The following is a 14,089-nucleotide window of genomic DNA, read 5'->3' as shown; positions in this document are numbered from 1 at the left end:
ATCAGAAACGATGGCGCCGTCTCGAATTCGCGAAGCTTGAAGCTTACTTCCGCTTATCGATCGGGACGTACTCGCGGCTGGCGACGCCGGTGTAGAGCTGGCGCGGGCGGCCGATCTTCTGCTGCGGATCTTCGATCATCTCGCTCCACTGGCTGATCCAGCCGACGGTGCGGGCGACCGCGAACAGCACGGTGAACATCGAGACCGGGAAGCCCATCGCCTTCAGCGTGATGCCCGAGTAGAAGTCTACGTTCGGATAGAGCTTGCGCTCGATGAAGTACTGGTCGCTGAGCGCGATCTTCTCCAGCTCCAGCGCGACCTTCAGCATCGGGTCGTCGCCGTGCCCGGTCTCCTTCAGCACGGCATGGCACATCTTCTGCATGATCTTGGCGCGCGGATCGTAGTTCTTGTAGACGCGGTGGCCAAAGCCCATGAGGCGGACTTCGCTGTTCTTGTCCTTCACCTTGGCGATGAAGTCCGGAATGTTTTCGACCTTGCCGATGCCGTAGAGCATGTTCAGCGCGGCTTCATTGGCGCCGCCATGTGCCGGGCCCCACAGGCAGGCGATGCCGGCCGCAATGCAGGCAAACGGGTTGGCGCCGGAGGAGCCGGCGATGCGCACCGTGGAGGTCGACGCATTCTGCTCGTGGTCGGCGTGCAGGATGAAGATCTTCTCCAGCGCGTCCGCCAGCACCGGATTGATCTTGTACTCTTCGCAAGGCACGCCGAAGCACATATTGAGGAAGTTCTCGGCGAACTTCAGCGAGTTCTTCGGATACATGAAGGGCTGGCCGATGGTGTATTTGTAGGCCATCGCCGCCAGCGTCGGGATCTTCGCGATCATGCGCATGGAAGCGATCATGCGCTGCTGCGGATCATTGATGTCGGTGGAGTCGTGGTAGAAAGCGGCGAGTGCGCCGACGGCTGCGACCATGATCGCCATCGGATGGGCGTCGCGGCGGAAGCCCTGGAAGAAGCGCGCCATCTGTTCGTGCACCATCGTATGATGGGTGACGCGGTAGTCGAAATCCTTCTTCTGCGCCGGAGTCGGAAGCTCCCCGTAGAGCAGGAGATAGCAGGTCTCCAGAAAGTCCCCGTGCTCGGCGAGCTGCTCGATCGGATAGCCGCGGTATTCGAGAATACCGGCGTCGCCGTCGATATAGGTGATCTTGGACTGGCAGCTCCCCGTCGAGGTGAAGCCCGGGTCGTAGGTGAACACGCCGGCCTGGCTGTACAGCTTGCCGATGTCGATGACATCGGGGCCGACGGTGCCACTCAGGATCGGGAAATCGTAGTTCTTGTTTCCGATCGTGAGGGTAGCTGTTTTGCTGCTGGATTGTGCGTCCATCGTGTAGTCCCCGATGAATTTGTTGCGAAAATCGAACCTGCCCGAGTTGCCATTCTACGGCGGATGTCGGGACAAGCCGGATTGTCTAGAAGGCCTCGCCAGATGCGTAGCTTATTGCCCTATGCGCTGCAAGGTGGACCCTCGGAGGGGCATGGCAGGGATTACGCAGCCGCCTGATCGCCCAGTCTGGCGAGACTTTCCTCCCGCCCCAATACCGCCAGGACATCGAAAATGCCCGGCGAGGTGGTGCGTCCCGTCAATGCCACCCGGAGCGGCTGGGCGACAGCGCCGAGCTTGAGATTGTTCTGCTCGGCGAAATTCCGCATGGCGGCTTCCGTGGTCTCGAGCTTCCAGTCGGTGACGGTTTCGAGTGCCGCGCGAAGCTTTCCGATCAGCGCGCGCGTTTCCGGCGTAAGCAGCGCGGCGGCCTTTGGTTCGATTTCGATCGGCCGGTCGGCGAAAATGAAAGAGGCGCCCGCAATCAATTCGATCAGCGTCTTGGCGCGCTCCTTCAGGCTCGGCATCGCCCGCAGCAATTGTGCGCGCGTCTTGTCGTTGAGCTTGGCCTTGATGGCGGCGCCGTCGGGAACGTAGTTCAGGACGTTCTCGAACTGCGTCACGAGAGCTTGATCGTCGCTGTGCCGGATATAGTGGCCATTGAGGTTCTCCAGCTTGGCGAAGTCGAACCGCGCCGCCGAACGACCGATCGCCGGCAGGTCGAACGCCTCGATCATTTCCTGCGTGGAGAAGATCTCCTGGTCGCCGTGGCTCCAGCCGAGCCGGACCAGGTAGTTGCGCAGCGCCGCCGGCAGGTAGCCCATCGCGCGATAGGCATCGACGCCGAGCGCGCCGTGGCGCTTGGAGAGCTTTGAGCCGTCGGGGCCATGGATGAGCGGGATGTGGGACATGCTTGGGATGTTCCATTCCAGCGCATCGTAGATCTGCTTCTGGCGCGCGGCGTTGATCAGGTGGTCGTCGCCACGGATCACGTGGGTGACGCCCATGTCGTGGTCGTCGACCACGACCGCGAGCATGTAAGTCGGCGTGCCGTCGCCACGGAGCAGGACGAGGTCGTCGAGGTTCTCGTTCTGCCAGACCACGCGGCCCTGGACCTGGTCCTCGATCACAGTCTCACCCGTCTCCGGCGCCTTCAGCCGGATCGTGGGTTTCAAGCCGGATGGCGCGTCGGCCGGATCACGGTCGCGCCACATTCCGTCGTAGAGGCGGGTGCGGCCCTCGGCGCGCGCCTTCTCGCGCATGGCGGCCAGTTCCTCTGACGTGGCGTAGCACCGATAGGCCCGTCCGGCCGCGAGCAGCTGCTCGGCGATCTCGCGGTGGCGCGCGGCGCGGCTGAACTGGTAGATGACCTCGCCGTCCCAATTGAGCTCGAGCCAGGTCAGGCCGTCCAGGATGGCGTCGATCGCCTCCTTGGTGGAGCGCTCACGGTCGGTATCCTCGATACGGAGCAGCATCTTGCCGCCGTGCTTCCGGGCATAGAGCCAGTTGAACAGCGCAGTGCGGGCTCCCCCGATATGGAGGAAGCCGGTCGGCGAGGGGGCGAAGCGTGTGACGACGGTATCAGACATGACCGGATGCGGGCTCGGGCTTGAACGGCGCTGGTGTATAGCAGGAACAACGCATAACTAAAGCCTCGGCCTTACCAAAGCCTTGGGCTGTCCACTTGGACCGTCCCAAGGCAGCCTCGAAAGCGGGCTTGGCTGGCCGGGATGAATTTGGCAGAAGGGCGGCTGATCCCTTATTTAGGCATGCTCCTTCGGAAATGCGGCTTCCAGTTTTCCGGATCATGCATAGGAACCCTCGATGACGACAGAACCAGTGGCGGCAGAAACGATGGCGGCGGAGACCGGACGCGATTTCATTCGCGACATCGTCCAAGCCGACCTTGCTTCAAAGAAGCACAGCCATGTCGTGACGCGCTTCCCGCCGGAGCCGAACGGCTACCTGCATATCGGCCACGCCAAGTCGATCGCACTCAACTTCGGCATCGCGCAGGAGTTTCCCGGCCACTGCAACCTGCGCTTCGACGACACCAATCCGACCAAGGAAGAGCAGGAATATATCGACGCGATCCAGGCCGACGTGCGCTGGCTCGGCTACGATTGGGGCGACAATCTCTACTTTGCCTCCGACTATTTCGAGCGCCTCTACGAATGGGCCGAAAGCCTCATCAGGCAGGGCGACGCCTATGTCGACGACCAGAGCCAGGAAGAGATTCGCCTGTCGCGCGGCACGCTGACCGATCCGGGCAAGAATTCGCCCTATCGCGACCGCACGGTGGAAGAGAACCTCGACCTGTTCCGTCGCATGAAGGCCGGCGAGTTCCCGAACGGCGCGCGCGTGCTGCGAGCCAAGATCGACATGGCCTCGGGCAACATCAACATGCGCGACCCGGTGCTGTACCGGATCCTGCACGCGCACCATCCGCGCACCGGCGACAAGTGGTCGATCTATCCGAGCTACGACTATGCCCACGGCCAGTCGGACGCGATGGAGGGCATCACGCACTCGCTCTGCACCCTCGAGTTCGAGGATCATCGGCCGCTCTATGAATGGCTGCTCGACAAGCTGCCGGTGCCATCCAAGCCCAGGCAGTACGAATTCGCGCGCCTGAACCTGACCTACACGCTGCTCTCCAAGCGCGTGCTGACCCAGCTCGTGCGTGAGGGCCATGTCGCCGCCTGGGATGATCCGCGCATGCCGACGATTGCAGGCTTGAAGCGACGTGGCGTGCCGCCGGCGGCGATCCGCGAATTCATCAAGCGCATCGGGGTGGCCAAGTCCAACAGCGTCGTCGACGTCGGCATGCTGGAGTTCTGCATCCGCGAGGAGCTGAACCGCACCGCGCTCCGTCGCATGGCGGTGCTGCGGCCGCTCAAGGTCGTGATCGAGAACTATCCCGAAGGGCAGGTCGAGGAGATCGAGGCGATCAACCACCCCGACGATCCCGCGGCCGGTACCCGCAAAATCGCCTTCGGCCGCGAGCTCTATATCGAGCGCGATGACTTCATGGAGAATCCGCCGAAGAAATTCTTCCGCCTCTCTCCGGGCACTGAAGTGCGGCTGCGCTACGCCTATTTCATCAAGTGCACCGGCGTCATCAAGAACGACGCCGGCGAGGTCATCGAGCTGCGCTGCACCTATGATCCTGCGACCAAGGGCGGCAATGCGCCCGACGGCCGCAAGGTGAAGGCGACCATGCACTGGCTGCCGGCGGCGCAGTCGAAACCGGCCGAGATCCGCATCTACAACCAGCTCTTCGCGACGCCCAATCCGGACGCCGGCAACTTTGCCGCCGATCTCAATCCGCAGTCGCTGGAAGTCCTGACGGACGCGCGCATCGAGCCGGCGATCGCCGAGAGCAATTCGAGCGAGGTGATGCAGTTCGAGCGCCAGGGCTATTTCGTTCGCGACATCGACTCGACGGCGGACAAGCTCGTGTTCAACCGCACCATCGGGCTCCGCGACACCTTCGCCAAGGAAGTCGGCGGCAAGGGCTAGAGGTGGGCGAGATGCAGGGCGAAGCCGACGAGATCGTTTCCGCCATCATGGCAAAATGGTCCGCCGGCTTTACCAGCCTGGATGCCGCGGCGCTCGCTTCGCTCTATTCAAAGGGCGCGTTCTTCTTCGGCTCCAATCCGACGCTCTATCGTGGCAGGGAAGGGGTTGCGGCCTACTTCAACGGCCTGCCGCGATGGCGCTCTCCGACCGTTCAGTTTTCTGATGTGCGCGCAGCGCATGTCAGTCCGGACGCGATCAACATGGCCGGTACGGCGTCATTCTTCCTGGATGACGGCGAACGGCCGCTCTCGGTCAAGATCACCTGGGTCATCGTCCGCGAAGACGGCGACTGGAAAATCGCCAGCCATCACGTCTCGTCGAAAGCGCCGCTGATCGAGCAGTAGGTCGGTCACCCCGTCAGCGCAGTCGTCGCTAGATGTCGTAATACAGGTGGAACTCGTAAGGATGGGGGCGTAGCCGGATGGGATCGATCTCTTTCTTCCGCTTGTAGTCGAGCCAGGTTTCGATCACGTCGGCGGTGAAGACGTCGCCACGGAGCAGGAAGGCGTGATCGCGCTCAAGTGCGTCGAGGGCTTGATCCAGCGAACCGGGCGTCGACTTCACATCCTTTGCCTCGGCGGGCGGCAGGTCATAGAGATTCTTGTCGATCGGGCTCCCCGGGTCGATCCGGTTGTTGATGCCGTCAAGGCCGGCCATCAGCATCGCGGAGAAGGCCAGATAGGGATTGCAGGAAGGATCCGGCGAACGGAACTCGACGCGCTTGGCCTTCGGGTTCGGCGAATACATCGGAATGCGGCAGCAGGCCGAGCGGTTGCGCTGGGAGTAGACCAGGTTGATCGGAGCCTCGTAGCCCGGCACCAGGCGCCGATAGGAGTTCGTGGTAGGGGCGCAAAGCCCGCACAGCGCCCAGGCATGGGTCAGCAGACCGCCTATATAGTAACGGGCAAGCTGGCTCAGCTCGGCATAGTCGCCCCTGTCGTAGAACAGATTGGTCTCGCCCTTCCACAGCGACTGGTGAACGTGCATCCCTGAAGCGTTGTCCTCGAACAGCGGTTTGGGCATGAAGGTCGCGGTCATGCCATGCTGCTTGGCGGTGTTCTTCACCACGTATTTGTAGATCATCAAATTGTCCGCCATGCGCGTGAGCGTGGTGAAGCGCATGTCGATCTCGTTCTGGCCGCCGGTCGCGACTTCATGGTGATGGGCTTCGATCTGGATGCCGAGCTCTTCCATCGTCAGCACCATGTCGGTGCGGAGATCCTGCAGGCTGTCGGTTGGGGGAACGGGAAAGTATCCTTCTTTCGGGCGCGGCTTGTGGCCCAGATTCGGCGTTTCCTCCTTGCCCGTGTTCCAGCTTCCTTCGCTGGAATCGATTTCGTGGAAGGCGTAATTGATGCCCTGTCCGTACCGGACGTCGTCGAACACGAAGAACTCCGCCTCCGGACCGAAGTAGCTCGTATCGGCGCGCCCGGTGCCAGTCAGATGGGTCTCGGCCTTCTGCGCGATGTAGCGGGCATCGCGGCTGTAGGATTGACCGGTGACGGGGTCGCGGATGTTGCAGATCAGGACCAGGGTCGATGCCGGAGAATACGGGTCGAGGAAGGCCGTGGTCGGGTCCGCGACAACAAGCATGTCGCTTTCCTGGATCTCCTGAAAGCCGCGGATCGATGAGCCGTCGAATCCAATGCCCTCGCTGAGCGCATCGATGCTCGCTGCGCTCGGCGGGACGGAAAAATGTTGCCACACGCCCGGCAAGTCGGTGAAGCGCAGGTCGATCATCTGCACTTTCTCATCCTTGATCGCGTTCACGAGATCTTCGGCTGTCGCACATTTGGGAAACATGGCTTCGCTCCCGTCATGGAGGGCCGGTCATTAGCGATCACGTTGTCGCTGCGCCGCGACCAGGAACGGTTTGCGACGAATTCTGCTTCTCGGTCGCCGCACTGGCACCTTCAGCTTTGGTGCGGTCCGCGCATCAGCTTCATGGCCTCTTCGATATGCCGCCAGGTCTTGGCGAGTTCGACGTCGCCCTTTGCCTCGAGCTCGATGGCGTTCTGGGCAGCCTCCGCAATGGCCTTGGCGCCATGTGCTTCCAACAGCTGCCGCGCATAATCGTGGATTTCGATTTCTCGCATGGCGCCATGCTCCTCTCGTTCTGGGCGCAACCGTGAATTCCAGTCGGGCCGAGAGCCATAGACATTGACACCTTGAACGCAGCAGTGTGCATCCTGCTGCGGCGCACTTGCAAGGGTGCCTTCCGGGCGATCGGTCGCCGCGACTGGAGAGCGGCTCCGGAACACGGCAGCGGCAACACAACGCAGGTCGGACGGATATCTTTTTTGGGGCTCCCCACCATATCCATGGGAGAGGGGAGGTGAGCGTCATGCGCATTCAACACTGGCAGGACGTTGCCAGTCTGTTGGTGGGTGTGTGGCTGGTCGTGTCGCCCTTTGCCCTGGACTTCACCGGGGCGGCCGTCTGGATCACCATCGCGCTTGGGCTGGCTGTCATCCTGTTTGCCGTCGAGGCATTTGTCATTCCATCCTATCTGGAGGAATGGGGAGAGATGCTCCTGGGACTGGCTCTGTTGCTGGCACCTTGGACGGTCGGCTACGAGCAGACCTCGGCGACGGTAAGCAGCGTGCTGTCGGGCATACTGGTGATCCTCCTGGCCGGCTGGGAGTTGCTGACGGATCGTGATTTCACCACCTGGTGGCACGATCGCTGGCATCACCGCGCCGGCTGAGAAGGCAGGTTGGCCGAGCCATTTGCCCGACCGCTACGCGGTAGCGGCCGGGGGACGGGTGTTGTCTCGCAAAAAATGTGGCCGGGCTTGCCGCAGGGCATGGTAGCCCCGCGGCGAGGCCTTTCCGTCACGATGCGGTTCTCGGTTCGACCGGCTCCCAGATGCTGATCTTGCGCGTCTCCGGCATCAGGAAAACGGCGAGCACAAAACAGATCGCAGGAACCAGGATCGGATAGATCAGCGCGTAGCCGACGCTGCCGGTAGCGGCGAAAGCCGCCGAAGTGATGAACGGCACCAGGCCGCCGCCCCAGCCGTTGCCGATGTGATACGGCACCGACACCGATGTGTAACGGATCCTGCTGGGGAAGAATTCCGCCAGGAAAGCGCCGACCGGCCCGTACACCATCCCGACGTAGCAGACGAGGATGAAGATGATGAAGATTGCGATCGGATAATTGATGTTCCCGGGCTGCGTGACCGTTCCCAGCCACAGATACAGCGGATAGTAGGTGATCGCGGCAAGCAGCATGCCTCCCAGGATCACCGGCTTGCGGCCGATCAGGTCCGACAGCCAGCCAAAGAAGATCAGGCTTGGCGTCGCAAGTAGCAGCGCAGCTCCGACGATATAGGCCGAGGTAAGCGCGTCGACCTTGGAGACCTGCTGCAGGAAGTAAAGCGCCCAGAACTGTCCGCTGTACCAGACCACGCCCTGTCCAATCAGGACGATGATGGCGATTCCGATGTATTTGATGTTCGCGCTGAGGAACGCTTCCTTCCATGGGTTCCTGGTCATCTGCCCGCGGGCCTTGATCTCCTGGAAGATCGGCGTCTCCTGGAGCTGGAGGCGGATGTAGATGGCGATGGCCACCAGCAGGAACGAAAGCAGGAACGGAACGCGCCATGCCCATTCATTGAAGGCCTGATCGCCGAAATAGATCCGAGTGAGGATGATCACCGCCAGCGAGACCACGATCCCGAGCGTCGGCGAGGTCTGGAGCCAGCCGGTATAGTAGCCTCGTCTGTCGTCGGGCACATGCTCGGCAACATAGGTGATGGCGCCGCCATATTCGCCACCCAGGCACAGGCCCTGGATCATGCGCAGTCCGAACAGCACGAACGCGGCGGTGAGACCGATCGACTGGTAGGTCGGGATCAGGCCGATCGCACCCGTCCCCAGTCCCATTCCGGTGAGCGTAATCAGGAACGTGTATTTGCGGCCTACCCGGTCGCCCATCCATCCAAAGAGGAATGCTCCCAGCGGACGGATCAGGAAGCCTGCGGTGAACAGGGCGATCGTGCTCAGCAGAGCTGCGACGGGGTGGGATTGTTCGAAGAATTTGACCGACAGAACGGCGGCCAGGCTGCCAAAGATATAGAAGTCATACCATTCGATGATGTTTCCGACCGACGCGGCAACAATCACGCGGCGAAAATCGCTCGGTACTTGAATTGCCATGTGTTGCTCCTTTGGTTCAAAGGCTTCTCCTCGCGTTTTTCAGCGCTCTGTTCGCTCGCGGAGTACGCGTGATGCGCGACGCTACAGGCCTGATTTGCGAGTTGCGTCCGCAACGCCGGTCTCAGGGAAGCCTTGAACCACCTGAGAAGGGCTCCAGCGGTCTTCAAACCGCGAGCCACCACTGCCTCTCTCCCGTCTGTCCGGGCGGAGGCGCACCGATAGTCTAATCCTCAATGGCATTGCTGCCTTATGAGACTTTCGGCGCAATCGGCCTGAAGGCCGTTCTTTCCTCCGTATTCCGCATCTGTTCCGCTATCCCGCGGATAGCTGCTTCCGGTAGCTTTGCGGGAACAGGGATACTCCAGGGCGCAGGATGTCGGACGAGGGCAGGACGCCGGGCAGCAGGCGCGGCTATGCCGGCACCTGGCCGCCCCGCGAGGCGGTGGCGCCGGCGGGTGGGTACGCCCCGATCAGCGTCGGCGCCTGGCCGCCAATCGTCGAGACATTGCGTCAGTGGGCCCGTGCCGAAGCGGGCGCCGGACGGCTTCTGCCCTGGGTGCCGGTCGCGTTCGGCAGCGGCATCGCGTTCAACTTCGCCGCCGACCATGAGCCAGTGCTATCGATCGCGGTGATCGTCGCGATCGCGCTCTGCGCTCTCGCGTTTCTGCTCAGGCGGCGGCAGGCATTTGCGGCCGTCGTCATCATTGCCGCCGTGGCTGCGGGCTTTGCGGTTGCCACCTGGCGAACCGCGCGGGTCGCGCATGGCGTGCTGGCGCGGCCGATGTTTTCGGTGTCGCTCACCGGATTTGTCGAGACGCGCGACATCCGCGAGCGCACCGACCGCTTCGTGCTGCGCGTCGCGAGCATCGAAAGCCAGCGGGGCGCGCCGAAGCTCGAGCGTGTCAGGCTGTCGGTGAAGAAGGGCACTGCTCCTGAAGTCGGCAGCTTCATCGAATTGAAGGCGCGGCTGCAGCCGCCACTCGCTCCTTTGCGGCCCGGCAGCTACGATTTTAGCCGCGATCTGTATTTCCAAGGCATCGGTGCCTCCGGTTTCGTACTCGGCGCGATCAAGGCGACAGCACCGCCTGAAAGCCGCGGATTTGCGCTACGCTATGCGGCGTTCATGCAGGGCACGCGCGATGCGATCGATGCGCGCATCCGCAACGTGCTCGAAGGCGACAATCGCGCGATCGCGACCGCACTCCTGACCGGCCGGCGCGATGCGATCTCCGAACCGGTGAATGATGCGATGTTCGTCTCGGGGCTCGGCCACGTATTGTCGATCTCGGGCTACCACATGGCCGTGGTCGCGGGTGTGGTGTTCTTTGCGGTCCGGGCGCTGCTCGCGCTGTTCCCGACGCTCACGGTGAGCTACCCGATCAAGAAATGGGCGGCGGCCGCGGCGCTCGTTGCGGCCGCCTTCTATCTTCTGCTGTCGGGTGCGGAGGTCGCGACGCAGCGCTCGTTCTTCATGACCGCGGTGGTGCTGATCGCCGTCATCGTCGACCGCCGCGCGGTGACGTTCCGGACGCTCGCGGTCGCGGCCATGATCGTGCTCGTGATCGCGCCGGAAGCGCTGGTGCATCCAAGCTTCCAGAGCCTGAGCGCGCCACCGGCTTAGCGCTGGAAATCGCCAAAAATAACATTGAATATCAAGCAGTTGAGCGGCGTGCCGAAGCGACCCATCGTGAACAAAAACCGCCCGAAAATCCCCAGAAATCGGAAATCGGCAGCAAAGAGTCCCGGAAAAAGTCCCGGACTGTTTCCGCAAGTTCGCGTGGCGTTCACGGACAAACAGCTCTTGCCGCAGCTCTGGCTCGCGCCATTGCCCGGAAGGCGACGCGGTCATGACCGCCACCATTCTCCCATTTCCCGCGTTCCGGCGCCGGGAACTCATCGGAAAAATCGTGCGCTCGGCTTTGCGGATGAACGCCGCGGCCGGCGAGCAGCATATTAGGCGGTCGCTTGACCTGCAGGCGACTGTCATGCGCCGCAAGGGCATCGCCGAAGATCTTATTGCCAAAGAGAGGATCGCACTCGAGAGCGCCGTCCGACAAGCCATCTGGGACGCCGTTATGGCACCGCGGGGGGTGCGCTGATGGCAGGCGACAAGTTCACGGCCGCGAAGTTGGCCTTGCTCGACAGGGCCGTCAGCGACCGGCCTAACGGCCTGACGCATCTCGATTTCCGGGTTCTATATTACCTCTATAGCGCGCTTGATCGGCGTTCTGGCATAGCGCGCCGGAAACACGACGTCATTGCCGACGCGGTCGGAGCCAAGCGTCGGGGCGTCCAACAGAGCATCGATCGGCTCCGCGAGAGAGGATATATCGCGGTCGAGATCAGCCGGGGTGCCTTCAATGCCAATGCTTACTCTATCCCGGAGAAAGCAATCGCCGAGGTGTGGAAACGCGCACCTGTATGCGCATTTCCAGAACCAGAAATGCGCACGGATGGGCAACAAAATGCGCACGTAGAGGCACCTAAATGCGCACCGCCATGCGCACAAACTTCCCTTTCTTTATCCCTTGTTGAATCCCGGAGAGAGGGCGCGCGCGCGACCCTCATCCCTGATGATTTTAGGCTTTCAGAGGAAAACTATCTCTGGGCCCTGGTTCGCCTGGATAGCGATCACGCAGTTCGCAGATCAGTCGAGCGATTTGTAAACCACTACCGGCAGGTCGACGGTCCACAGGCGAAATCCCGAGATTGGCAAGCCAAGGCCTGCAACTGGATCGACGACGATGCCCGCAAGCTGGGCGACCAGCGCTCCAGACCGGGCAGCATCATTGCTGCCATTGACCGACAGCTTGCAGCTCTCAATGGGCCATCACGCGCAATCGCGGATTCCGAGTGGGACGACGTCCTGTCGACCTACAGCAAGCTCGGCAGATGGACGAAGCACGTAACCCATTTTGGGCCGGCTCCGGATTCTCCGGATTGTCGAGCGCCTCAGCATCTCCTGGAAAAGCACGGCATAGCGGCGAGCGGACTGAGGAGGGTGGTCGGATGAGATCGCGTCGCCTTCAGCAGCAACTGCGTCGCGTTCCGCATTTGGGCGGCACGGTGAGGGTTACGCCGGTCAGGCAACGAATGGCCGATGAGGACGTGGCCTATACCGTGACGTGGCACTCATCTGGCGGGGATTTGTGCTGGCTGTCGCCGCGAATACCGTCGCAGGACGCCGCAGACGCAGCGGCGGCCGTCCTGGCGGATTTCACGCACGCGGTGCTGGCGCGATGAAGGCTGCTCCGCGCTCCTGCCACGGACCAGACTGTGGCGCTGACATCAGCGGCCTGAAATCCAATGCGCTGTTCTGCTCGTCGACATGCCGCGTGAGAGCCCACAAGGCCAAACTGGCGCCTGCGGGCAGTGATCCCGGTTCATTGCCGGTGCCTAACATGGCCGCTTTGGCCGATGTGCTGATCCGGCAAGGTCTCCTCCGCTATGACCAGGAGGACGACATCGGTGCGATCACCGCGGCTGTGCTTCGGAAGGTCGCGGCTGATGATCTCGATCTGGGAGACCTCACAGCATGACCGGAAACGTTTCCGCGTACTCTCCTAGATCCGGATATGGTCGAAGCATGAAAGCGAAATCAGATCAGCGAAGCGCTCAAGCAGAGCAATGGCGCGCCTGGTATGGCCTTGCTCGCTGGAAGCGCATCCGCGCGAAGCAACTCCAGGAGCACCCGCTCTGCGCCTATTGCCTGGTCGCCGGCATCATCGAACCGGCATTCGCCTGCGACCACATCGAGCCGCACAACGGCAAACGGCCGCGCCGGCGATACAGCGAAGAAGATATCAGGGAATTTCTAGAGCGACGGCGGAGGAGGGAAGCATCGTGTCCGTCTATCGTGACAAGAGATCGCCATTCTATCAATTTGACTTCCAGCACGCCGGTCATCGGTTTCATGGATCGACGAAATGCACGGATCGGAAATCTGCCGAAAAATTCGAGGCCGCAGAGCTAGAGAGGGCCAAGGCCCTCGTAAAGGCGATGAAGCGCGCCAAGGCGTCGCTCGCGATCGATGACGTCGCGGATCGGCTTTGGAACGATCAGGCGCAATACGACACGGACTCGAAGGCCACCGAGACCAACCTCGCGCGCCTCATAGACCATTTCGGCAAGGCGAAGTTGCTCACCGATATCGGCCACAACGAGGCAAAGAAGCTCGTAGCGTGGCGCCGCGGTCACCGCGTCTCACGGCGCGGCAAGCTGACGAAGCAGCAGAGGGAGGCGCTACCGCTGATCTCCAACGCTACTGTCAACCGATCGTCCACCAAGGTGCTGCAAAGGCTCTTCACCTTCGCGAAGGCTGAAGGCGCAGTATTCGAGCATGAACCGAAATGGAAGGAACTGCTTCTGCCCGAGCCCGAGGAGCGGGTCCGCGAATTGAAGACGCAGGAGGCAGACGCGATCGACGAAGCGATGCGCGGCGATTATGAGCCGTTTTTCGATTTCGTCCGAGCCAGCGGCATGCGGCTCAAGGAATGCGTGACGCTGCGGTGGTCGGAGGTGGACTTCGGCGCTCGACAGATCGTTCGGACTGGTAAGGGCGGCCGCCGCGTGGTGTTTCCGATCACTCCAGCGGTGCGGGAGATCATATTCCCGCTGCAAGGCCAGCACCTGGAATTCGTGTTCACCTATGTCGCCGTATACGGCAATAAACGGCTGGGGCTGGTCAGGGGAGAGCGCTACCGTCTAACGTATAACGGAGCCAAGACGGCCTGGCAGCGCATGCGCGCCAACGCTGGCCTGATCGACTTCCGCTTTCACGACTTCCGCCACGACTTCGGGACCAAGCTGTTGCGGGACAGCCGGAACCTGAAGGTTGTCCAGAAGGCGCTGAACCATCGCGACATCAAGAGCACGCTTCGCTATGCGCATGTGCTGGACGAAGACGTTGCCGCTGCCGTTCAGCAACTCGCGGAGTCCCGGAACAAATCCCGGAGTAAGGCACGCAAGGTAATCTAAGATGTTGAATGCAAAAGAGATA

The 14,089-nt window shown here is 61.9% G+C and carries 14 protein-coding genes and 1 pseudogene; 10 read left to right on the top strand and 5 right to left on the bottom strand.

Features of this window, described 5'->3' with window-relative positions; all coding sequences use genetic code 11:
- Positions 1–43: 43 nt before the first annotated feature.
- Both gltA and gltX read right to left on the bottom strand, forming a co-directional pair.
- Positions 44–1,348, bottom strand: coding sequence for a citrate synthase (gltA, locus tag K288_RS0108570; RefSeq protein WP_027579161.1), 1,305 nt, complete (start codon positions 1,346–1,348; stop codon positions 44–46).
- A gap of 161 nt (positions 1,349–1,509) precedes the next feature.
- Positions 1,510–2,934: a glutamate--tRNA ligase gene (gene gltX / locus K288_RS0108565; protein WP_027579160.1), complete on the bottom strand. Its 1,425-nt coding sequence runs from the start codon at positions 2,932–2,934 to the stop codon at positions 1,510–1,512.
- Positions 2,935–3,199: 265 nt separating this feature from the next.
- Here gltX and K288_RS0108560 point away from each other — a divergent pair, with 265 nt between their 5' ends.
- Both K288_RS0108560 and K288_RS0108555 read left to right on the top strand, forming a co-directional pair.
- A complete protein-coding gene (locus tag K288_RS0108560; RefSeq protein ID WP_152535442.1) occupies positions 3,200–4,867 on the top strand; it encodes a glutamine--tRNA ligase/YqeY domain fusion protein in 1,668 nt (555 codons plus the stop codon).
- Positions 4,868–4,878: 11 nt separating this feature from the next.
- Positions 4,879–5,271: an SgcJ/EcaC family oxidoreductase gene (locus K288_RS0108555; RefSeq protein WP_027579158.1), complete on the top strand. Its 393-nt coding sequence runs from the start codon at positions 4,879–4,881 to the stop codon at positions 5,269–5,271.
- A 28-nt stretch (positions 5,272–5,299) separates the two neighbouring features.
- Here the strand turns inward: K288_RS0108555 and glnA are convergent, their stop codons facing one another.
- The gene (gene glnA, locus K288_RS0108550) at positions 5,300–6,730 is read right to left on the bottom strand and encodes a type I glutamate--ammonia ligase (RefSeq protein WP_027579157.1); all 1,431 of its coding nucleotides are present in this window, start codon (positions 6,728–6,730) and stop codon (positions 5,300–5,302) included.
- A gap of 110 nt (positions 6,731–6,840) precedes the next feature.
- Entirely contained in the window at positions 6,841–7,023 is a 183-nt protein-coding gene (locus K288_RS0108545; RefSeq protein ID WP_027579156.1) for a hypothetical protein, read from the bottom strand.
- A gap of 248 nt (positions 7,024–7,271) precedes the next feature.
- Here K288_RS0108545 and K288_RS0108540 point away from each other — a divergent pair, with 248 nt between their 5' ends.
- Positions 7,272–7,634 carry an SPW repeat protein gene (locus tag K288_RS0108540; protein WP_043159507.1) on the top strand — a complete coding sequence of 121 codons (363 nt, stop codon included), beginning with the start codon at positions 7,272–7,274 and terminating at the stop codon, positions 7,632–7,634.
- A gap of 127 nt (positions 7,635–7,761) precedes the next feature.
- On the opposite strand, the gene K288_RS0108535 is transcribed toward K288_RS0108540, so the two are convergent.
- Positions 7,762–9,090, bottom strand: coding sequence for an MFS transporter (locus K288_RS0108535; protein WP_027579154.1), 1,329 nt, complete (start codon positions 9,088–9,090; stop codon positions 7,762–7,764).
- 373 nt (positions 9,091–9,463) lie between these two features.
- Between K288_RS0108535 and K288_RS45055 the strand changes: the two are divergent.
- The 7 genes and pseudogenes from K288_RS45055 to K288_RS0108505 all read left to right on the top strand — a co-directional run.
- Positions 9,464–10,687: pseudogene (locus K288_RS45055) on the top strand (ComEC family competence protein); the annotation flags it as partial.
- 250 nt (positions 10,688–10,937) lie between these two features.
- Positions 10,938–11,189 (top strand): DUF6074 family protein, encoded by a 252-nt coding sequence (locus K288_RS0108525; protein WP_027579153.1) that lies wholly within the window; start codon positions 10,938–10,940, stop codon positions 11,187–11,189.
- Positions 11,189–12,103 carry a MarR family transcriptional regulator gene (locus K288_RS0108520; RefSeq protein ID WP_027579152.1) on the top strand — a complete coding sequence of 305 codons (915 nt, stop codon included), beginning with the start codon at positions 11,189–11,191 and terminating at the stop codon, positions 12,101–12,103. Before K288_RS0108525 ends, K288_RS0108520 begins: the two co-directional genes overlap by 1 nt.
- The gene (locus K288_RS52220; RefSeq protein WP_152535437.1) at positions 12,100–12,333 is read left to right on the top strand and encodes a hypothetical protein; all 234 of its coding nucleotides are present in this window, start codon (positions 12,100–12,102) and stop codon (positions 12,331–12,333) included. The genes K288_RS0108520 and K288_RS52220 overlap by 4 nt, the downstream gene beginning before the upstream one ends.
- Positions 12,330–12,629: a hypothetical protein gene (locus K288_RS54485; protein ID WP_027579151.1), complete on the top strand. Its 300-nt coding sequence runs from the start codon at positions 12,330–12,332 to the stop codon at positions 12,627–12,629. The genes K288_RS52220 and K288_RS54485 overlap by 4 nt, the downstream gene beginning before the upstream one ends.
- A gap of 47 nt (positions 12,630–12,676) precedes the next feature.
- Positions 12,677–13,063 carry a hypothetical protein gene (locus K288_RS54650; RefSeq protein ID WP_244443105.1) on the top strand — a complete coding sequence of 129 codons (387 nt, stop codon included), beginning with the start codon at positions 12,677–12,679 and terminating at the stop codon, positions 13,061–13,063.
- 26 nt (positions 13,064–13,089) lie between these two features.
- Positions 13,090–14,067: a site-specific integrase gene (locus K288_RS0108505; RefSeq protein WP_244443104.1), complete on the top strand. Its 978-nt coding sequence runs from the start codon at positions 13,090–13,092 to the stop codon at positions 14,065–14,067.
- Positions 14,068–14,089: the final 22 nt, after the last annotated feature.

It is taken from the genome of Bradyrhizobium sp. Ai1a-2 (assembly GCF_000426245.1).
Lineage (GTDB): Bacteria > Pseudomonadota > Alphaproteobacteria > Rhizobiales > Xanthobacteraceae > Bradyrhizobium.
Note: the sequence above shows the minus strand (reverse complement) of the source record. Positions and strands in the feature narration are given on the sequence as shown.